Source organism: Curtobacterium pusillum, from assembly GCF_007673235.1.
GTDB classification, from domain to species: domain Bacteria; phylum Actinomycetota; class Actinomycetes; order Actinomycetales; family Microbacteriaceae; genus Curtobacterium; species Curtobacterium pusillum_C.
Genome location: NZ_VDZH01000001.1, coordinates 102,116 through 122,206, shown reverse-complemented (window position 1 = coordinate 122,206; position 20,091 = coordinate 102,116). Strand labels below are relative to the sequence as shown.

Genomic DNA, 20,091 nt, shown 5'->3' with positions numbered 1-20,091 from the left:
CGGCGGGGCGGTGGCCTACGAGCGGGAGGGGGACCGGGGCGCGGGGGGGGGGGCGTAGGCCGACCCGCCTTCTGTACGTCTTCTCGGCCTGGCCGCGCGCCAGGCAGTACGATTGACCTCACTGTGGACGATCCCCCGAATAGTTCTTCGCCTCACTCATCCGCCGCTCACTCGGTGAGCTGCACTCCCTCGCGCCCTGCGGGAGGTGAATCATGAGTCCGATCGACATCGTCATGCTGATCGGCGGCATCCTGCTGACACTCGGCACGGGTGTCTTCGTCGCGTCCGAGTTCGCGCTGGTGAACCTCGACCGCGCCGAAGTCGAGGCCCGCCGGGACCGCGGCGAGAGCGGCCTCGCACCCGTCATCGGTGCGCTCAAGGTCACCTCGACGCACCTCTCCAGCGCCCAGCTCGGCATCACGCTGACCACGTTGCTGACCGGCTACCTGCTCGAGCCCTCGATCGCGAAACTGCTCGAGGCCCCGTTCCTCGCGATGCGGCTGCCCGAGGCGATCGTCGAGACCGTCGGGTCGATCGTGGCGCTCGTCATCGCGACCCTGCTGTCGATGATCCTCGGTGAGCTCGTCCCGAAGAACTTCGCGCTCGCGCTCCCGCTGCAGACCGCCCGACTCGTGGTCCCGCTGCAGGTGGCCTTCACGACGGTGTTCAAGCCGGCCGTCGCCGTGCTGAACGGCACCGCGAACGCCGTGCTCCGGTCGATGGGCATCGAGCCGCAGGAAGAACTCTCCGGTGCACGCAGCGCCGAGGAGCTCACCTCGCTGCTCCGCCGTTCCGCCTCCGAGGGTTCGCTCGAACAGGACACCGCCACGCTGCTCGAACGCACGATCTCGTTCTCCGAGCTCAGCGCGAGCGACGTGATGACCCCGCGCCCCCGCGTCTCCACCATCCGCGTGTCGGAGTCGGCGGAGGACGTCATCGCCCTCGCCCGCCGCACCGGGTTCAGCCGCTTCCCCGTCATCGAGGAGGACGCGGACGACGTCGTCGGCATCGTGCACGTCAAGCAGGCCGTCGCGGTGCCGCGCGAGAAGCGTCCGGAGGTCCCCGTCGGGGCGCTCATGACCGACGCCGAACGCGTGCCGGAGACCATGCCGGGCGACACCCTGCTCGCCGAGGTCCGTGGCCGCGGCTACCAGATGGTCATCGTCGTCGACGAGTACGGCGGCACCGCCGGGGTCGTCACGCTCGAGGACCTGGTCGAGGAACTCGTCGGCGAGGTCTCCGACGAGCACGACCGCGCACGCATCGACGTCGTGCGGTCCCGTGACTGGCTGACCTTCCCCGGGCTCCTCCGCCCGGACGAGCTCGAGGACCGCGCCGGCGTGAAGGTCCCGGAGGACGGCCCGTACGAGACCGTCGGCGGGTTCGTCATGTCGACCCTCGGCCGTCTGCCGGTCGTCGGTGACGAGGTCCCGCTCGACGGCGGAGTGTTCCGGGTCGAACGGCTCGACGGCCGTCGCATCGACCGGATCCGCTGGACGCCGACCCCGCCGGAGACGCCGGCCACCGGGATCATCATCCCGGCCACGAAGTCGACCACGAAGGGTGGCGTCCGATGAGCTCCGACTGGTGGGGCATCTTCTGGCTCGTCGTGCTGCTGCTCGGCAACGCCTACTTCGTCGCGGCCGAGTTCGCCGTCATCTCCGCACGCCGCTCCCAGATCGAACCCCGCGCCGAAGAGGGCTCGAAGGCAGCACAGATGACCCTGTGGGCGATGGAGCACGCCACACGCATGCTCGCGACCACGCAGCTCGGCATCACCGTGTGCTCGCTGCTCATCCTGAACGTCTCCGAGCCGGCGATCCACCACCTGCTCGAGGTCCCGCTGCACCTCACCGGGTGGAGCGCCGAGGTCATCGGCATCGTGGCGTTCGTGTTCACGCTGCTGCTCGTGTCGTTCCTGCACGTGGTGTTCGGCGAGATGGTCCCGAAGAACATCTCGTTCTCGATGCCCGACCGTGCGGCGCTGCTCCTCGTGCCGACGCTCTGGTACATCGGCCACGGCCTGCACTGGGTCGTCGTCGGCCTGAACGAGGTCGCGAACGCGGTGCTCCGGCTGTTCCGCGTCGAGCCGAAGGACGAGGCGGTGAGCGCGTTCACGGTGGAAGAGGTCCAGACCATCGTCGAGCAGTCCCGCCGCGAGGGCACCCTGACGGACGACGGCAAGCTCGCCCTCGCGTTCGAGTTCACCGAGAAGAAGGTCAAGGACGTCGCCGTGCCGATGCGCGAGCTCGTCACGCTGCCCGAGGACGCCACCCCCGGTGACGTCGAGCGTGCCGTGGCGCAGCGCGGGTTCTCCCGGTACGTGCTCGTCGGCGAGGACGGCTCCCCCACGGGCTACGTGCACGTGAAGGACGTCATCGACCTGCGACCGGACGAGTACGACGACCCGGTGCCGCCGAAGCGCATCCGGCAGCTCATCTCGCTGTACACGGAGATGGACCTGGAGGACGCGCTCGCCACGATGCGCGCCGCCGGCCGTCACGTGGCACGGGCGTTCGACGCCGAGGGCCGGACGCTGGGCGTGCTCTTCTTGGAGGACATCCTCGAGGAGCTCGTCGGCACCGTCGAGGACGCGACCAGACGGCGGTAGACCCCGCGTCAGAATGACGGGAGGCGCGGTGCCAGCTGGCACCGCGCCTCCCGTCCGACCGTGGTCGCGACCACCCCGCCAAAGCGACAGTCTGCCGCCGAGCGGCGCCGTCCGTCCCGCCAAGGCGACACAATGCCGCGAACCTTCCGCGTCCATCTGTCGCTTTCGCGAACAGTGGCGGCGCGCGGCGCGCGCTACCAGCTCACGGGGAGCGGCTTGCCCTCCTCGTAGCCGGCGGCCGACTGGATGCCGACGAGCGCCCGCTCGGAGAACTCGGCGAGCGAGGACGCGCCAGCGTACGTCGCGGAACTCCGCACGCCGGTGGTGATCATGTCGAGCAGGTCCTCCACGGAGGGCCGCTCGGGGTCGAGGTAGATCGTCGACGACGAGATGCCCTCGGCGAAGAGCGCCTTGCGGGCGCGCTCGTACGGGTCGAGCCGCTCGAAGCGCTCGCGCACGGCCTTCGCCGACGCCATGCCCCAGCTCTCCTTGTACGCCTTGCCCGCAGCGTCACGACGGAGCACTCCGGGTGCCTCGAGCGTGCCCGCGAACCACGAACCGATCATCACGGCGGAGGCGCCGGCGGCCAGCGCGAGTGCGACGTCGCGGGGGTACCGGACGCCGCCGTCAGCCCACACGTGCGCGCCGAGCGACCGCGCTGCGGCCGCGGTCTCGAGGACCGCCGAGAACTGCGGCCGACCGACGGCCGTCATCATGCGGGTGGTGCACATGGCGCCCGGCCCGACACCGACCTTGATGATGCTCGCACCGGCGTCGACGAGGTGCGCGACCGCGTCGGCGGTGACGACGTTCCCGGCGACGAGCGGGATGTCGAGCCCCAGGGCAGCGACGGTGCGGAGGGCGCGGAGCATGCCCTCCTGGTGTCCGTGGGCGGTGTCGAGGACGAGCACGTCGACCCCGGCGGCCGCGAGGGCCTGCGCCTTCGCGGCGACGTCGCCGTTGATGCCGACCGCCGCGGCGACCCGGAGCCGTCCGGAGGCGTCGACGGCCGGCGTGTAGATGTCGGAGCGGATCGCGCTCGTCTGGCTCACGGTGCCGACGACCTTGCCGTGCCGCATCACCGGTGCGAAGTCGACCTCCGCGCCGCTCAGCACGTCGTACACGTGCCGGGGCGTGCCGGCGTCCTCGGCGTCGATCGCGGTCGAGGCGCCGTGCAGCAGGTCGCCGAGCGTGGCGTCGGGGCCGGCGGTGCCGAGGCGTCCGGCGGGCACGCAGCCGAGGTACTCCCCCGACGCGTCCCGCACGACCACGCCACGACCGGCGACGGGCAGGAGCTGCTCGAGGGCCTCGGCGACGGTGGTGTCCGCGCCGAGGTCGTAGGCGGTGTCGAAGTCGACCGGCTGGTCCTTCACCCACCGGATGGCGGCGTCGAGGTCCTGCAGGTGCATGTCCTGCGGCAGCACGCCGAGACCACCGCGGCGGGCCAGGGTCGCGGCGAGGCGCGGGCCGGTCACCGAGTTCATGTTCGCGCTGACGATCGGGATGGTGGCACCGGTGCCGTCGTTCGTCGAGAGGTCCACGTCGAAGCGGCTCGTCACCGCCGACCGGCTGGGGACGAGGAAGACGTCGGAGTAGGTCAGGTCGTGTGTCGGCCGCGTCTCGTAGAACCTCATGCGCCCCACTGTACGGCTCCGTCGGGTGGCCGGTCTGGGCGGGTCGGCACGCCTCCGGCGCGACACGCGCGACGGGCGGACTGGAGGCGCGACCCGCCTCGTCCTGACACCGAACGGTCATCTGTGAGCGGCTAGGCTTGGGACCTGTGCGGGGCAGGGTTGCCGCGCACGACACACACGAGCATCTATCGACGGAGAGTGGGCGATCGGCTGTGTCGAGCCATCTGACCGGAACGGACGAGACCGCGGGCGAATTCGGGGCGAACGAGTGGCTCGTCGACGAGCTCTACGAGCAGTTCGTCGCGGACAAGGAGTCGGTCGACAAGTCCTGGTGGCCGGTCCTCGAGAGCTACCACCGCACGCAGGGTGGTGACGCTCCGGCAGCGCCCGCTCCCACAGCTCCGTCCGGCTCGGGTGAGCAGCAGTCCACGACCCAGCAGCCCGCGACCGGTGACGCCCCCGCTGAGGCGAAGTCCGGCCCCATCCAGGCGAAGACCACGTCCCGCCAGCCGACGCCGCAGCCGATCCCGGCCGAGGCGAACGACGAGGCCGACGACCACGAGGAGACCCACGAGGACGTCGCCACCCCGCTCCGGGGCATGGCGAAGACCCTGGCGTCGAACATGGACGCCTCGCTCACCGTCCCGACGGCGACGAGCGTGCGGACGATCCCGGCGAAGCTGATGATCGACAACCGCATCGTGGTCAACAACCACCTGCGCCGGGCGCGCGGCGGCAAGATCTCCTTCACGCACCTCATCGGCTGGGCGATGGTCCAGGCGCTCAAGGACTTCCCGAGCCAGAACGTGTTCTACGAAGAGCGCGACGGCAAGCCCTTCGTCGTCGAACCGGCGCACGTGAACCTCGGGATCGCGATCGACGTCCCGAAGAAGGACGGCTCCCGCTCCCTGCTCGTCCCGAGCATCAAGCGCGCCGAGACCCTGACGTTCGGCCAGTTCCTCTCCGCCTACGAGGACCTCGTCAAGCGCGCCCGCGACAACAAGCTCACGCCGACCGACTTCCAGGGCACGACGATCTCCCTGACGAACCCCGGCGGGATCGGCACCGTGCACTCGGTCCCGCGCCTGACGAAGGGGCAGGGTGCGATCATCGGCGCAGGCGCCCTCGAGTACCCCGCGCAGTTCCAGGGCTCGGCGTCGAAGACCCTCGTCGAACTCGGCATCGGCAAGACGATCACGCTGACGAGCACCTACGACCACCGCGTCATCCAGGGTGCCGGTTCGGGCGAGTACCTCAAGAAGGTGCACGAGCGACTCATCGGCGAGCACGGTTTCTACGAGGGCATCTTCTCGGCGCTCCGGATCCCGTACAAGCCGATCCAGTGGGCGAACGACATCAACGTCGACCTGGCGCACCGGGTCAACAAGACCGCGCGCGTGCAGGAGCTCATCAACAGCTTCCGCGTCCGCGGGCACCTGATGGCGGACATCGACCCGCTCGAGTACCGGCAGCGCACGCACCCCGACCTCGAGATCGAGAGCCACGGGCTGACCTTCTGGGACCTCGACCGCGAGTTCGTCACGGGTGGCCTCGCCGGCACCACGAACGCCCCGCTGCGGGACGTCCTCGGGATCCTCCGCGACGCCTACTGCCGCACGGTCGGCATCGAGTACATGCACATCCAGGACCCGGAGCAGCGTCGCTGGGTGCAGGCCCACATCGAGGTCCCGTACTCGAAGCCGTCGAAGGACGAGCAGCTGCGGGTCCTCGGCAAGCTCAACGAGGCCGAGGCGTTCGAGACCTTCCTGCAGACGAAGTACGTCGGCCAGAAGCGGTTCTCGCTCGAGGGCGGCGAGTCGACCATCGCGTTCCTCGACACCCTCATCCAGCACGCCGCCACCGCCGGTCTCGACGAGGTCGCCATCGGCATGGCGCACCGCGGACGCCTCAACGTGCTCACGAACATCGCGGGCAAGACGTACGGGCAGATCTTCCGCGAGTTCGAGGGCTCCTCGCTCCCGGGCTCCGTGTCGGGCCAGGGCTCGGGCGACGTGAAGTACCACGTCGGCACCGAGGGCGTGTTCCGCGCGTCGGACGGCACCGCGATCCCGGTGACGATCGCCGCGAACCCGTCCCACCTCGAGGCCGTCGACGGCGTGCTCGAGGGCATCGTCCGCGCCAAGCAGGACCGGGAGGCGCCGGGCACGTTCGGGGTCCTCCCCGTGCTCGTGCACGGCGATGCGGCCATGGCGGGCCAGGGCGTGGTGGTCGAGACGCTGCAGATGTCCCAGCTGCGCGGCTACCGCACCGGCGGCACCGTGCACCTCGTCATCAACAACCAGGTCGGGTTCACGACCCCGCCCGAGTCGGCCCGCAGCTCGGTGTACTCCACCGACGTCGCGAAGACGATCCAGGCGCCGATCTTCCACGTGAACGGCGACGACCCCGAGGCCGTGGCCCGCGTCGCGGAGCTCGCCTTCGCGTACCGCGAGGAGTTCCACCGCGACGTCGTCATCGACCTCATCTGCTACCGCCGCCGCGGCCACAACGAGGGCGACGACCCCTCGATGACGCAGCCGATGATGTACAACCTCATCGAGGCGAAGCGCTCCGTCCGGACCCTCTACACCGAGGCCCTCGTCGGTCGTGGCGACATCACACAAGAGGAGTACGACGAGGCGCACCGCGACTTCCAGGACCGCCTGGAGCGTGCCTTCGCGGAGACGCACGAGGCGCAGACCGGCACGATCCCGGTGATCACGGTGGACGACGACGGCGCCGTGCAGGGGCTCGAACGCCCGGCCGCGCAGCGCGACGACTCCGAGAACGAGGTGCACGACACCGCGGTCTCCGAGGAACTCGTGCACGCGATCGGCGATGCGCACAGCAACCCGCCGGCCGGCTTCTCCATCCACCCGAAGCTCCAGCAGCTCCTGTCGAAGCGCACCGACATGACGCGCAACGGCGGGATCGACTGGGCGATGGCCGAGCTCATGGCGATCGGTTCGCTGCTCGTCGAGGGCAAGCCCGTGCGGCTCGCCGGCCAGGACGCCCGTCGCGGCACCTTCGTCCAGCGCCAGGCCGTGTTCCACGACCGGGTGAACGGCCAGGAGTGGCTGCCGCTCGCGAACCTCACCGAGGACCAGGCACGCCTGTACATCTACGACTCGCTCCTCAGCGAGTACGCGGCGATGGCGTTCGAGTACGGCTACTCGGTCGAGCGTCCCGAGGCACTCGTGCTCTGGGAGGCGCAGTTCGGCGACTTCGCGAACGGCGCCCAGACCGTGATCGACGAGTTCATCTCCTCCGCCGAGCAGAAGTGGGGACAGCGCTCCGGCCTCGTGCTCCTGCTCCCCCACGGCTACGAGGGCCAGGGACCGGACCACTCGTCCGCCCGCATCGAGCGGTACCTGCAGCTCTGCGCCGAGGACAACATGGTGGTGGCACGGCCGTCGACCCCGGCGTCGTACTTCCACCTGCTGCGCCGCCAGGCCTGGGAGCGTCCGCAGAAGCCGCTCATCGTCTTCTCGCCGAAGGCCATGCTCCGGCTGCGCCAGGCGACGAGCGCGGTGGACGCCTTCACGACCGGCACCTTCCAGGAGGTCATCGACGACGACCGCGTGGCCGACAAGTCCGCCGTGCGCCGTGTCGTCCTGCACTCGGGCAAGGTGCACCACGACCTGCGGGCCGAGGTCGAGAAGCGCGGGGCCACCGACGTCGCCCTCGTGCGCCTCGAGCAGCTCGCACCGCTGCCCCTCGAGCGCATCCTCGAGGTCCTGGCCGGCTACCCGGACGCCGACGTCGTGTGGGCGCAGGAGGAGCCGGAGAACCAGGGTGCCTGGCCGTTCGTCTGCATGAACCTGTCACCGCACCTGGACGGCCGGCCGCTGTCGGTCGCCGCACGTGCCGCGAGTGCCGCACCGGCCACGGGGTCCTCGAAGCGATCCGCGCAGGAGGCCACCGAGGTCATCGCGACGGCGCTCGGCTGACCCTCCTGCACCCCGTCGCGAACATCGCGCCCCGCTCCTGCGGGGCGCGATGTCCGTTTCCGGGCGCGGTGTCCGATCCGGATGCGACGTCCGTCGCTCGGTGCGACGTCCGGCACCGGGCGCTTCGATCTTCGCGAGGAATGTGACGGCTACGCGATCTTCGTGTAGCGCACCCCGGCGTCGTGGTACCCGCGCTTCTGGTAGAAGCGGTGCGCGCTGTCCGTCGCGGCCGCACTGACGGCACTGAGGCGACGCGCGCCCTGCTCGACCGCCCACGTCTCGAAGGTACCGATGAGCGCGGAACCCGTGCCGAGCCTCCTGGCTGACGGGTCGACGACCAGCAGGAGGAGCTGCGCCGTCGGTTCGTCGCTCGCGTACGCCCAGGTGACCTGGGCGCCGGCGACCGCGACCGCGCGCCCGTCCTCGTCCCGGATCAGCCACGTCCGGTGCCCCGCCTCGGGCGTGAGGCGTTCGAGGCGGGCGCGCATCGAGGCGTCGTCGACCTCGTGTCCCAACAGGCGGACGAGGGCGGCGACGTCGGCGACGTCCGTGTCGGACCAGGCGGCGATCGACTCGGCGGAGAGGGTCATGGACGCGACCCTACCCGGCGTGGTGGGCGTGTTGCGACGTGTGCTGTTCCATCGCATTCCGTATTGATATACACTGTTGGCATATCACCAAACAGGTGAACCTCCCGACGACAGGACCGACCATGCACCTCTCCGCCCGTCACGGCCGCACCGCGGCCTGGATCGCCCTCCCCCTCGCCGTCGTGGCCAGCGCCGCCGTCATCGCGACGGCCTCGTACGCCGCCTTCTCCGACACCACGGAGAACGCCGGCAACGCCTGGCGCACCGGCGCCGTATCGCTGACCGACGACGACCAGGGCACGGCGCTGTTCTCCGCCGACGACCTCGTGCCCGGGTCCTCCGGCCAGAACTGCATCACCGTCACCGCCGACACGACGAACGCCTCGACCGTGAAGCTGTACACGGCGGACCAGACCGACCCGTCCGACATCGGGCAGTACCTCGGCATGACCGTCGAGCGCGGCACGCTCGGTACGCCGGGTGACTGCAGCACCTTCACCGCCGGCTCGACCGTGCACGACGGCACGCTCGCCGAACTGATGGACACGGACGCGTTCGGCAGCGGCGTCGACGACTGGCAGCCCGCCGTCGGCACGACGAGCACGACCTACCGGTTCAGCTACGACCTCGACGACGCCACCCCGAACACCGCGCAGGAGTCCGAGGTCGGCACGACGTTCGTCTGGGAAGCCCAGACGGCCTGACCCGACCGGACACCGACAGCAGCAGCCCGCCCGACCCCGAGGAGCAGCCGATGACCCGGAACCCGACCACCGCACGGTGCGCCGGCGACCTGCCCCGGCTGCTCCTCGCGGTCACCGCTCGGACCGTGCTCTGGTCGGTGCTCCTCCTCGCCGTGTGGGCGATGCTCCCGGCCGCGGTCGACTGGCGGGTGACCACCGTGGTCTCCGAGTCGATGGCTCCCGCCGTCCGTGCGGGAGACGTCGTGGCCGCCCTGCCCGTCGACGGCACGTCCGTCTCGGCCGGCCAAGTGCTCCTCGTCGAGGACCCGGACCACGACGACCGCCGTCGCCTGCACCGCCTCGAACGCATCGAGACCGACGGCGGGCTCCGACTCCGGGGCGACGCCAACCCGGAACCGGACCGGACAGCCGTCCGTCCCGGGGCCGTGCTCGGCGTCGGCGTCCTCCGCTTCCCGTTCGTCGGCCTGCCGTCGGTGTGGATCCGGAACGGCGACTGGCTCACCCTCGTCACGGCCGCCCTCGCCGCCGGCGCACTCGCCGTCATCGCTCGGAGCGACCGAGCCCTGCGGTCCGGCGAACCGTGTCCTCGCTGCGGCGCGCCGCGCTGGGACCTGCACGCCACCGCGATCGGAGCGGAGGAGCGATCGACGAACGCGATGGCGTTCCCCGTGATCGCCGCGGCCCTGCTCGTCGCCGTCACCGGCAGCACCGCCGGGGCCGGGTTCAGCGGTGCGACGGGGACGGCCGCCGCGCTGGGCACGGCCGAGTCGTTCGCGTGCTTCCACCGCGACACCGACGGCGCGGTCCTGGCGTGGGACTTCGCGGAGAAGGACGGGCCGCTCGTCCGCGACGTCAGCGGCCACGGCGCGGACGGCCGGTTCGTCGGTCAGGCATCGCGGGTCGACCAGGACTGCTCCGGGGACCCGTGGAGCACCTACCCGAGCACGGGCACCGACGACTACGCCCTCACCGACACGAAGGTCGCCGGACCGCAGGTGTTCTCGATCGAGGTGTGGTTCCGCTCCGCAGACTCATCCGGGGGCCGGATCTTCGGCTTCACGTCCGACACCGCGCCGGCGTCGACGTACCGCGATCGCCACCTCTACGTCGACTCCACCGGGGTCCTGCGCTTCGGGGTGCAGGGTTCGAACGCGTTCAACTTCGCCATCGGCGCGGGTACCGTCGCCGACGGGTCGTGGCACCACGCCGTCGCGACCTTCGAAGCCCGGTCGATGACACTGTACGTCGACGGCCAGTTCGCTGCGCGCCGAACGGACGCGATCACTCTCCGGCAGTACGACGGCCACTGGCGAACTGGTCGGGGAACACTCGCGGGTTGGCCGGGTGCGGGCACGTACAACTTCACCGGGGACGTCGACAGCGCCCGGGTCTACGACCGCGTGCTCGACGCCGCAGCCGTCGCCGAGCACTTCGCAGCCGGACGCTGACGCCCGGCAGCGGAGTCAGTGGGTCGCCTGCTCCACCCGGATCCGGGCGAGGATCTCGCTCCGCAGCTGGTCGGGAGCCGTCTCCTTGCACGCGCGACGGACCGTCTCGATCAGGACCACGCCGACGCGGTGCTCGGTCGTGCAGTCCTCGCAGTCCTCCATGTGCTCACGGATGTCCGCCGCGTCCTCGCGGCAGAGCTCCCCGTGCAGGAACTCCTCGAGCTCGGCCTTCGCCTTCGAGCAGTCGCAGCCGCTCATCGTGCTTCCTTCCCTTCGACGCGACCCGAGGTCGCAGCAACCTTCCGGCCACGTCCGCGCATCGTCGCCGTCGACGCTGCGTCCGGGACGATGCCGGTCTCACGTGCGTGGTCCGCCAGGAGCCCCCGGAGGAGTCGGCGTCCACGGTGGAGACGGCTCATGACCGTGCCCACGGGGGTCTTCATGATGTCGGCGATCTCCTGGTACGAGAACCCCTCGACGTCGGCGAAGTAGACGGCCATCCGGAAGTCCTCAGGGATGGCCTGCAGCGCGTCCTTCACGGCGGAGGACGGCAGGTGGTCGATGGCGTCGGCCTCGGCGGAACGCGCCGAGATCGACTGCGTCACGCTCTCCGCGCCGCCCAGCTGCCAGTCCTCGAGCTCGTCGATCGTGCCCTGGTACGGGTTGCGCTGGTTCTTGCGGTACGTGTTGATGAACGTGTTCGTGAGGATCCGGTACAGCCAGGCCTTCAGGTTCGTGCCCTGCTTGAACTGCCGGAACGCGGCGAACGCCTTGACGAAGGTCTCCTGCACGAGGTCGGAGGCGTCGGCCGGGTTGCGGGTCATCCGCATCGCGGCACCGTAGAGCTGGTCCATGAAGGGCAGCGCCTGGTCCTCGAAGAGGGAGCGGAGTTCGGCGTCGGAGACGGTCTTCGCGTCGACGACGTCGTCCGTCTCGAGCGCTTCCTGCTCCTCGGAGACCGCGTCGAGCTGCGCCTCGGTCTCCGCGACCAGGTCGTGCGGTGCTGCCTGCGGTTCGTCGGTCGTCATCGCCGCCAAGTCTAGGCCGCGGGCGTCCCCGAGCGTCGTCGGCTCGGCGGGCACGGCGGTTCGGGGCCGTGCGAGTGTTGCTGTCGCCAATGATCCTCCCGGTGCGTTCAGTACCCTTGTGAACCGATGGCAGCCACGACGCATTCCCAGTCCCGGACCGAGCCCTGGATCGCACCGCTCGCACGCGGTCCCCTGCGCGGCGACGTGTCGCTGCCCGGGTCGAAGTCGCTGACGAACCGGGAGCTCGTGCTCGCCGCCCTCGCCGACGGCCCGTCCACGATCCACCTCCCGCTGCACTCCCGCGACTCCGCGCTGATGATCGCGGGCCTCCGGCAGCTCGGCGTCGGGATCGAAGAGCTGCGGGGCGACAACCCCTACGGCCCGGACCTCCGCATCACCCCAGCCCCGATGCACGGCGACGTGCGGCTCGACTGCGGGCTCGCGGGCACGGTCATGCGCTTCCTGCCGCCCCTCGCCGCGCTGGCGGTCGGCCCGGTGACGGTCGACGGCGACCCGTACGCGCGGAAGCGTCCGATGCACGCGATCATCCAGGCGCTCGTCGACCTCGGAGTGGACGTCACCGACGACGGCGACGGCGCGATGCCGTTCGCGCTCACCGGCACCGGCTCGGTCCGTGGCGGCGCCCTGACCATCGACGCGTCGGCGTCGTCCCAGTTCGTCTCCGGGCTGCTGCTGTCCGCTCCGCGGTTCGACGAAGGGCTGCACCTCACGCACGTCGGCGAGCACCTGCCGAGCCTGCCCCACATCGACATGACGGTCGACGTGCTCCGCGCCCGCGGCGTCCGCGTCGACCAGCCCGCCGTCGGCGAGTGGGTGGTGCACCCCGGGCCGATCGCGGCGCGCGACGTGACCATCGAGCCCGACCTGTCGAACGCCGCACCGTTCGCGGCCGCCGCGCTCGTCGCGGGCGGCTCCGTCCGCATCCGCACCTGGCCGACGTCGACCACGCAGGTCGGGGCCGACCTCGAGACGCTCCTGCCCCTGTGGGGCGCGACCGTCACGCGGGACGGCGACGACCTCGTGTTCGACGGCGGCGTCGGGATCCGAGGTGGCGCCTCCCTCCCGGGTCTCGACCTGGACCTCAGCCGCGGCGGTGAACTCGCCCCGGCGCTCGTCGCGCTCGCGGCGCTGGCCGGCGGACCCACGGCGATCACCGGGATCGGTCACCTGCGTGGGCACGAGACGGACCGTCTCGCCGCGCTCGCCGCGGACGTCAACCGGTCTGGAGGCGCGGTGCACGAACTCGACGACGGCCTCCGGATCGAGCCTGCCGCACTCCACGGCAGTGACTGGGGCGCGTACGACGACCACCGGATGGCGACGGCCGGCGCGATCGTCGGCCTCGTCGTCGACGGCGTCGCCGTCGACGACATCGGCTCGACCGCGAAGACGCTGCCGCAGTTCCCGGAGCTGTGGGCGGCGCTGGTGGCGTCGTCGGGTCCGGCTTCGTCCGCTCCGGCCGAGAGGTGATCCGATGAGCTGGTGGGACGACGTCGACGGGGACGACACGGACGCGGACGAACCGTACGGGCAGTACGACGAGTCGAGTGTGCGGGTCCGTCCGAACCCGAAGGGCAACCGACCACGTACGAAGGTCCGGCCGACGTACGACGACGCCCCGACCGGCTGGGTGACGAACGTCGACCGCGGCCGGTTCGGCGTGCTGGTCGGCGACCGGGTCATCACGGCCACGAAGGCGCGTGAACTCGGGAAGAAGTCCGTCGTCACCGGCGACACCGTCCACCTCGCCGGCGACGTCTCCGGGGAACCGGGGTCACTCGCCCGCATCGTGAAGGTCGCCGAGCGCAGCACACTGCTGCGCCGCAGCGCCGACGACTCCGACGAGGTCGAGCGCGTCATCGTGGCGAACGCCGACCAGATGCTCATCGTCGTGGCCGCCGCCGACCCCGAGCCGCGCACCCGCCTGATCGACCGGTACCTCGTGGCCGCGTTCGACGCGGGCCTCGACCCGATCCTCTGCATCACCAAGACCGACCTCGCCGATCCCACGGCGTTCCTCGCGCACTTCGCCTGCCTGGACCTGCGCATCGTGACGAGCCGCTCGGACGACGTGCCGTTCGACGCCCTGCACGAGGTCCTCGACGACAAGGTCACCGTGACCGTCGGGCACTCGGGCGTCGGGAAGTCGACGCTCGTGAACGCGTTGACCGGGTCCTCCCGCGCGACCGGGGTCGTCAACTCGGTCACCGGTCGGGGGCGGCACACCTCGTCGTCGTCCATCGCGCTGCAGGTGCGGGACGGCGGCTGGATCATCGACACACCGGGCGTGCGGTCCTTCGGGCTCGGACACGTCGACCCCGCGAACGTCTTCCGGGCCTTCGCCTCGCACGCCGTCCCCGTCCGGGAGCCCGCGGACGGCATCCCGCTCGACCAGGCGCACGACTGGGAGATCGTCGACCGGGTGCAGGACGGCGAGCTCGGGGCGACGGGCGTCGAGCGGCTCGACTCCTTCCGGGCGCTCCTGACCGGCATGGGCGCGTCCGACCCCGGCCTGGAGTAGCCCGGCTCCGCGCAGTGTGCGAGGTTCCGCTCTGCGTGCGAGGCCGGAGCCCTCCCACGGTGCACGCAACCTCGCACACTCCGAACCCGACCTCGCACGGTGCGAGGGCGACCCGGGTCGACAGGTGCGCACCGGCGTTGTACAGTTGCCCTTCGTGTCTGAAGTTGCAAAGTACAACTTTGCGCCGACCCCCGCCGTCGACGCCCCGTCCTCCACCATGACGACAACGACGTCGCACGTGCACACCTCCCCCGCCCAGCCCCACTCGCACGCCGCACCCCGGTCCTCCAGGAGTCCGCGGCAGCCGATCGGCCCGTCGGTCATCCGTCCGCAGGGCCTCGGTCGCATCCTGCTGAGCTTCGGCTCGCACATCCTCGTGCCGCTGTTCCTGGCCGTCGGCATGGGCCTGGCCTACCTCGGCGCCTTCCACGCGCCGACGCCGCACGACCTCCCCGTCGGCATCGTCGGCCAGGGCGCGGCGACGCAGGTGTTCGCCCAGACCGTCACCGACCAGTCCGACGGCGCCCTCGTCACGCACGTGGTGTCCTCCACGGCCGAGGCAGAGCGGCAGGTCCGCGACCGCGAGCTCGCCGCGGTCTACGCCCCCGGGACGTCCGGTGCGACGCTCTACGTCTCCACCGCCGCATCGGAGACCACCGCGACCGCTGCGCAGAAGATCTTCATGCCGATCGCGTACCAGGCGCACCTGCCCTTCACCGTGCAGGACGTCGTCCCCTCGGGCGAGCAGGACACCACCGGGCAGGGACTCTTCTTCCTCCTCGTGGCACTGAGCGTCGGCGGCTACGCGTCCGCGATCGCCGTGGCCGCGTTCGCCGCCCGTCTCCGCCCGCTGTGGACGGCAGTGATCGGCCTCGCGACCGCCGGGGTCGTCGCCGGCATCGGGATCGTGATCGCCGGCCCGCTCTACGGGATCATCACCACGCACCGCTGGGAGATCTTCCTGTTCGCGTGGATGTACGACGCGATCATCGTCGCGCTCGGCGTCGGCCTGCACCCGCTGCTCGGGCGGTGGACGACCCCGATCCTCACGATGCTCTTCGTGATGCTCAACTTCACGTCCTCGGGCGGCATCTTCCAGCCAGCGTTCCAGCCGGGCTTCTTCGCCGGCCTCAACACCTTCTGGAGCGGCGCCGCCTGGTTGCAGGCAGCCCAGGACCTGCAGTACTTCCCCGGCGCCTCGCTCGGCCGGTCGTCCCTCGTCCTCGCGCTCTGGCTCGCCGTCGCCGTGCTGCTCTGCGTCGTCGTGCACGGGCTCGTCGCGCGCCGGGCCCGCATCGCCCGCGACCGCGAGGTCACCGCGCTGGAGGAAGAAGAGGTCGTGGCGGCGTAGGCCGCTACGCTTGCGGGCGTGGACCTCAGCGCCGACCTGGACTTCGCCCGTTCCCTCGCCGACACCGCGGACGCCATCAGCCTCGAGCGGTTCCGTGCCGCCGACCTGCACGTGTCGAAGAAGGCCGACAGCACACACGTCACCGACGCCGACCAGGCCGTCGAGCGGGCGCTGCGCGAGCGGCTGGCGACCGAGCGCCCGGACGACGCGTTCCTCGGCGAGGAGACCACGGCGGACACCGGTGCCGAGGCGGTCAGCGAGGGGCACCGCCAGTGGGTCGTCGACCCGATCGACGGCACCGCGAACTACCTCCGTGGCGTGCCGGTCTGGGCGACGCTCATCTCGCTCGCGGTCGACGGCCGTCCGGTCCTCGGCGTCGTGAGCGCCCCCGCCCTCGGCAAGCGCTGGTGGGCGGCCGAGGGGCAGGGTGCACACTCGTTCGACGGCCCGCTCCGGGTCTCCGGCGTCGACACCCTCGCCGACGCCAGCCTGAGCTACAACAGCATCCAGCAGTGGGACGACGACGACCGGCTCGACACCTTGATCGAACTGTCCCGCAAGGTCTGGCGCACGCGGGCGTACGGGGACATGTGGTCGTACATGCTCGTCGCCGAGGGGGTCCTCGACATCGCTGGCGAGCCCGACCTCAAGCCGTGGGACATGGCGGCACTCGTGCCGATCGTCGAGGAGGCCGGCGGCCGCTTCACCTCACTCGACGGCGACCCGGGGCCGTGGCACGGCAGCGCCCTCGCGACGAACGGCCTCGTGCACGACGCCGTGGTCGAGGTCATCCGGCGCTGACGCCGCAGGTCCACCCCGGAGAGGACACCCCTGTACCCCGTTTTCGTACCACGGCGCCCCGGAAGTCACCCCCGTGGGGGTCACACGGCCCCCCGGACTGGGGGCAACGGGGGGTGACATCGGATTGCGGAGACTGGCCAACCCGGTCGAAACCTGAGTTATCTTGCTTGCAGGCGACAGGTCAGGAGCCGCGTCGGAGTCCCTAGCTCCGAACGGACCACCGGACCGGTCGTGCTTCGTCCGAAGACCCTAACCCGAGGGGTGATACAGACGATGACTTCATCGTTCCCGAGCGGAACCGAGTGCACCCTCACTCGTCGACCGCATTCAACTACCGACAGCTCCGGCGCGCGTTCCCTCGCCGCCTCACGTCCGGCCCTCCACGCGGCGAACCACCGCGTCGGCACCCGGTCTCTCTCCGCCGCATCCGCTTCCGGACCCGGAGGCCGGTGAGTCATGGGACTCACCGGTCGCCGTCTCGAGGTCGACCGGATCGCGACCCTCGCTGTACTCCCTCGTGAGTCAGCGATGGTCGTCGTCGGCGACCCTGGTTCCGGACGCAGCAGCGTCCTCGACGCGGTCTCGAACCGCGTCTCCCTCCCCGTCGTCCGCGTCGGTGTGAACGGGAGCGAGTCCCACTGGCCACTGGCCGGCGTCACCTCGCTCTTCACCGCACTCGACGACCCCCGGGCGACGGCACACATCGCGCACCTCCTCCAGGGGACCGCGCCCGAGGACCGGCAGACGCCGGGGCTCGCCGCGGCGCACGACTTCCTCGATGCCGTGCACGCCCTGACCCTGCCGCCGACGCTCGTGCTGATCGACGACCTCGACCGGATGGACGTGGAGAGCCAAGAGCTCATCGCGTTCGTCGCGTCCCGGCTCGCCGGCACCGCACTCCGCGTCGTCGCCACGGTCCGCACCGTGCCGTCGGACGGACCGCTCGCGGCCCTGCCGATGCTGCGGATCGAACCGCTGCCCGCGGACGAGGCGCTCGTGCTCGCCCGTGCCATGGCTCCCGAGGAGGCGAACGACGGCGTCCTCGCGGTCCTCGCCCAGGAGACCGGCGGCAACCCCGGCGCACTGCAGGAGCAGCTCGCCGTGCTCAGCCGCGAGCAGCTGAACGGCTCCGAGCCGCTCGTGCTGCCGCTCCGCCCGACGCCGACCACCGAGGCCATCGCGGCCCTGGCGCTCGGCTCCGTTGCGGGACGCGATCTGGACGTCCTCGCACGACTGGCGCTCGTCCCCGTGGCGAAGACCGCCGGGTGGGACCGCGACGAACTCGACGACCTCGCCGACGCCGGACTCACGTCCGTCAAGGGCCAGACCGTCTCCGTGCGCGATCCCCTCGTCCGCTCCGCGCTGTACTGGCGGATGCCGGCACGGGACCGACGGGCAGCCCACACGGAGCTGGCCGCGGCGAGCGCCGAGTCGGACCCGCGTGCGACCGCCTGGCACCGCAGCTTCGTCGACGACGTCCCCGACGTCGCCGCCCTGCTGCGTGCGGCGCGGTCCTACGTGGTGGACGGCAACGCCCAGGCCGCGATCGTCCTCACCGAGCGTGCGCTGCACATCGGCGGGGGCGCCGAGGACGAGCACGTGGCGCTCCTCGGCGTGACCGAGGCACTGCTGGCGAACCGGCTGCTCGGCTTCGCCGCGCGGTACCTCGCCGCGATCCGGCCGTTCCGGACGATGGCCGACGAGACCCGTCGGCTCCGCCTGGAGTACTCGGTGCAGTACCTCAGCGGTGACGCCGTGCACGCGGACGAACTCCTCGTGCCGGTCGACCCGGAGGACGCTGCCGAGGCCGACGCCGTCGGTGGGCTCCTCGCGATGGTCGCCTGCTTCCGGGCCGAGGCCTGGGAACTCGACCACGCACGGGACCTCCTGGCCCGGGCCGAACTGCTCCGGCGGTCCGCGTCCGAGCACACCCGGGAGATCACGACGACGGCCCGCGAGCTCATCGCCGCCGTCGACGGCACCCTGCCGGCGGACACCGAGCTGCACGACGGGCTGTCCACCGCGACGCTCCTCGGCATGTCGGACCCCGCCCTGCTGCTCCTCGCCCACGCGCTGAGCATCGCCGAGCGGTACCGCAGCGCACGCCGCGTCTTCGCTCTCGTCCTCGCACGGGGACAGGAGGCGATGCCGGTGTGGACCGAGGCGGCCCGCTACCTGTCCGCCGAGAACGAGGTGCGCTCCGGGAACTTCCGGCAGGCGCTCCGCGCGATCGACGTGTGGGAGGCCGGCTCGTCGGTCGTCGAGCGGCTCCGCGAGCCGTCCCGGGCGATCGCGATCGCGTGGCGGCACTTCGCCGAGGGGCGCTCCCCCGAGGCGCTCGAGGTCGTCGACCGGTGCCTGGCGCAGCGGTCCACGAACCGCCTGTGGGGCGCGACGGCCAAGCTGCACGCCCTACGTGGCCGGGTGCTGCTGCTCGACGGACGGATCGAGGAGGCTGCGGCGTCCCTCGAGGCCGCCGACGCGATCGGCCGGTCGCTGCGGAACCCGGCGGTGCTCCGGCACCTCGGCGACCTGGTGGAGGCGTACACGCGCCTCGACCGGATCGACGACGCCCGGACCATCGCGGCACGGCTGGCGGCGGACCACCACGCACGACCCTCCCGCTGGGGTGCGCTCGTGCTGGCCCGCAGCCTCGCGCTCGTCGCCGACGACACCACCCGCGACACGGCACGTCGTCGCGCGCTGGAACTGTTCCAGCCGCACGACTCGCAGTTCGAGCGGGCCCGGACGCTCGCGGCGCTCGCCGCCGTGGGGAGCCCGACGGACCGTCCGCGCCTCGGTGCCGCCGCCGCGGCAGCGTACGAGGCAGCGGGGCTCCGGCGTCCGCTCGCCACGCCCGCAGCGACGGTCGCGATGCCGTCGTTCGGTTCGCCGACGTCGCTGCGCTCCGGTCCGGTCCTGTCCGCGGCGATGCCGGGCACGCCCCGGAGCGCGCCGGACGCCTCGGCGGTGCTCACCTCGCTCACCGCGGAGGAGCGCGCCGTCGTGCAGAAGGTGACGGAGGGGTACCGCAACCGCGAGATCGCGTCGTCGCTCTTCATGTCGCAGCGGACGGTGGAGCTGCGGCTGACGCAGATCTACCGGAAGGTGGGGGCGCGTTCGCGGTCGCACCTGGTCGCGCTGCTCACGTGATCTGAACGCGACTCCTTGACGGACTGGAGGCGCGGTGCCAGCTGGCACCGCGCCTCCAGTCCGTTCCGTGGTTGCGGGAGACCGCACGCGTCCGCAGGTGCTCGCAGCCCGCACGCGGGGAACCGCAAGAGCGGGGCGGGACCGTTGCCGTGTCACCGACGCCGGGTGAGGCTTCTCCTGCACCGACCGCCGTGCTCCCCCCGGAGCCAGCCCGTGGTACCCCGTCCGGTACCCGAACCGTCGGCCCACGTACGCCGTCATCCGTCCTCGCCTGATCCG

Annotated in this window: 14 protein-coding genes; 10 read left to right on the top strand and 4 right to left on the bottom strand. The window is 71.4% G+C overall.

Features of this window, described 5'->3' with window-relative positions; translation table 11 throughout:
- Window positions 1-212 precede the first annotated feature (212 nt).
- Window positions 213-1,577 (top strand): hemolysin family protein, encoded by a 1,365-nt coding sequence (locus FS532_RS00555; protein WP_144749417.1) that lies wholly within the window; start codon window positions 213-215, stop codon window positions 1,575-1,577.
- A complete protein-coding gene (locus FS532_RS00550; protein ID WP_144749415.1) occupies window positions 1,574-2,611 on the top strand; it encodes a hemolysin family protein in 1,038 nt (345 codons plus the stop codon). Before FS532_RS00555 ends, FS532_RS00550 begins: the two co-directional genes overlap by 4 nt.
- A 194-nt stretch (window positions 2,612-2,805) precedes the next feature.
- Here the strand turns inward: FS532_RS00550 and FS532_RS00545 are convergent, their stop codons facing one another.
- On the bottom strand, window positions 2,806-4,245 hold the full coding sequence (locus FS532_RS00545; RefSeq protein WP_144749413.1) for a GuaB1 family IMP dehydrogenase-related protein: 1,440 nt from the start codon (window positions 4,243-4,245) through the stop codon (window positions 2,806-2,808).
- 212 nt (window positions 4,246-4,457) lie between these two features.
- Between FS532_RS00545 and FS532_RS00540 the strand changes: the two genes are divergently transcribed.
- Window positions 4,458-8,195: a multifunctional oxoglutarate decarboxylase/oxoglutarate dehydrogenase thiamine pyrophosphate-binding subunit/dihydrolipoyllysine-residue succinyltransferase subunit gene (locus FS532_RS00540; protein ID WP_186321850.1), complete on the top strand. Its 3,738-nt coding sequence runs from the start codon at window positions 4,458-4,460 to the stop codon at window positions 8,193-8,195.
- Window positions 8,196-8,344: 149 nt separating this feature from the next.
- On the opposite strand, the gene FS532_RS00535 is transcribed toward FS532_RS00540, so the two are convergent.
- Window positions 8,345-8,785, bottom strand: a complete 441-nt coding sequence (locus FS532_RS00535; RefSeq protein ID WP_186321849.1) for a GNAT family N-acetyltransferase — start codon at window positions 8,783-8,785, stop codon at window positions 8,345-8,347.
- 122 nt (window positions 8,786-8,907) lie between these two features.
- On the opposite strand from FS532_RS00535, the gene FS532_RS00530 reads away from it, so the two are divergent.
- Both FS532_RS00530 and FS532_RS00525 read left to right on the top strand, forming a co-directional pair.
- Window positions 8,908-9,489 carry a hypothetical protein gene (locus FS532_RS00530; protein ID WP_144749409.1) on the top strand — a complete coding sequence of 194 codons (582 nt, stop codon included), beginning with the start codon at window positions 8,908-8,910 and terminating at the stop codon, window positions 9,487-9,489.
- Window positions 9,490-9,539: 50 nt separating this feature from the next.
- Complete coding sequence (locus tag FS532_RS00525; protein ID WP_144749407.1) at window positions 9,540-10,937, top strand: LamG-like jellyroll fold domain-containing protein; 1,398 nt, start codon at window positions 9,540-9,542, stop codon at window positions 10,935-10,937.
- A gap of 15 nt (window positions 10,938-10,952) precedes the next feature.
- On the opposite strand, the gene FS532_RS00520 is transcribed toward FS532_RS00525, so the two are convergent.
- Both FS532_RS00520 and FS532_RS00515 read right to left on the bottom strand, forming a co-directional pair.
- The gene (locus FS532_RS00520; protein ID WP_079236294.1) at window positions 10,953-11,195 is read right to left on the bottom strand and encodes a zf-HC2 domain-containing protein; all 243 of its coding nucleotides are present in this window, start codon (window positions 11,193-11,195) and stop codon (window positions 10,953-10,955) included.
- Window positions 11,192-11,965, bottom strand: a complete 774-nt coding sequence (locus FS532_RS00515) for a sigma-70 family RNA polymerase sigma factor (protein ID WP_144749405.1) — start codon at window positions 11,963-11,965, stop codon at window positions 11,192-11,194. Before FS532_RS00515 ends, FS532_RS00520 begins: the two co-directional genes overlap by 4 nt.
- Window positions 11,966-12,091: 126 nt before the next feature.
- On the opposite strand from FS532_RS00515, the gene aroA reads away from it, so the two are divergent.
- The 5 genes from aroA (at window position 12,092) to FS532_RS00490 (ending at window position 19,812) form a co-directional block, all read left to right on the top strand.
- Window positions 12,092-13,456, top strand: a complete 1,365-nt coding sequence (gene aroA, locus FS532_RS00510; protein ID WP_144749403.1) for a 3-phosphoshikimate 1-carboxyvinyltransferase — start codon at window positions 12,092-12,094, stop codon at window positions 13,454-13,456.
- Window positions 13,457-13,460: 4 nt separating this feature from the next.
- A complete protein-coding gene (gene rsgA / locus FS532_RS00505; protein WP_144749401.1) occupies window positions 13,461-14,507 on the top strand; it encodes a ribosome small subunit-dependent GTPase A in 1,047 nt (348 codons plus the stop codon).
- Between the two features lie 154 nt (window positions 14,508-14,661).
- Entirely contained in the window at window positions 14,662-15,858 is a 1,197-nt protein-coding gene (locus FS532_RS00500; RefSeq protein WP_144749399.1) for a hypothetical protein, read from the top strand.
- Window positions 15,859-15,876: 18 nt separating this feature from the next.
- The gene (locus FS532_RS00495) at window positions 15,877-16,659 is read left to right on the top strand and encodes an inositol monophosphatase family protein (RefSeq protein ID WP_144749397.1); all 783 of its coding nucleotides are present in this window, start codon (window positions 15,877-15,879) and stop codon (window positions 16,657-16,659) included.
- Between the two features lie 456 nt (window positions 16,660-17,115).
- The gene (locus FS532_RS00490) at window positions 17,116-19,812 is read left to right on the top strand and encodes a helix-turn-helix transcriptional regulator (RefSeq protein WP_144749395.1); all 2,697 of its coding nucleotides are present in this window, start codon (window positions 17,116-17,118) and stop codon (window positions 19,810-19,812) included.
- Window positions 19,813-20,091: the final 279 nt, after the last annotated feature.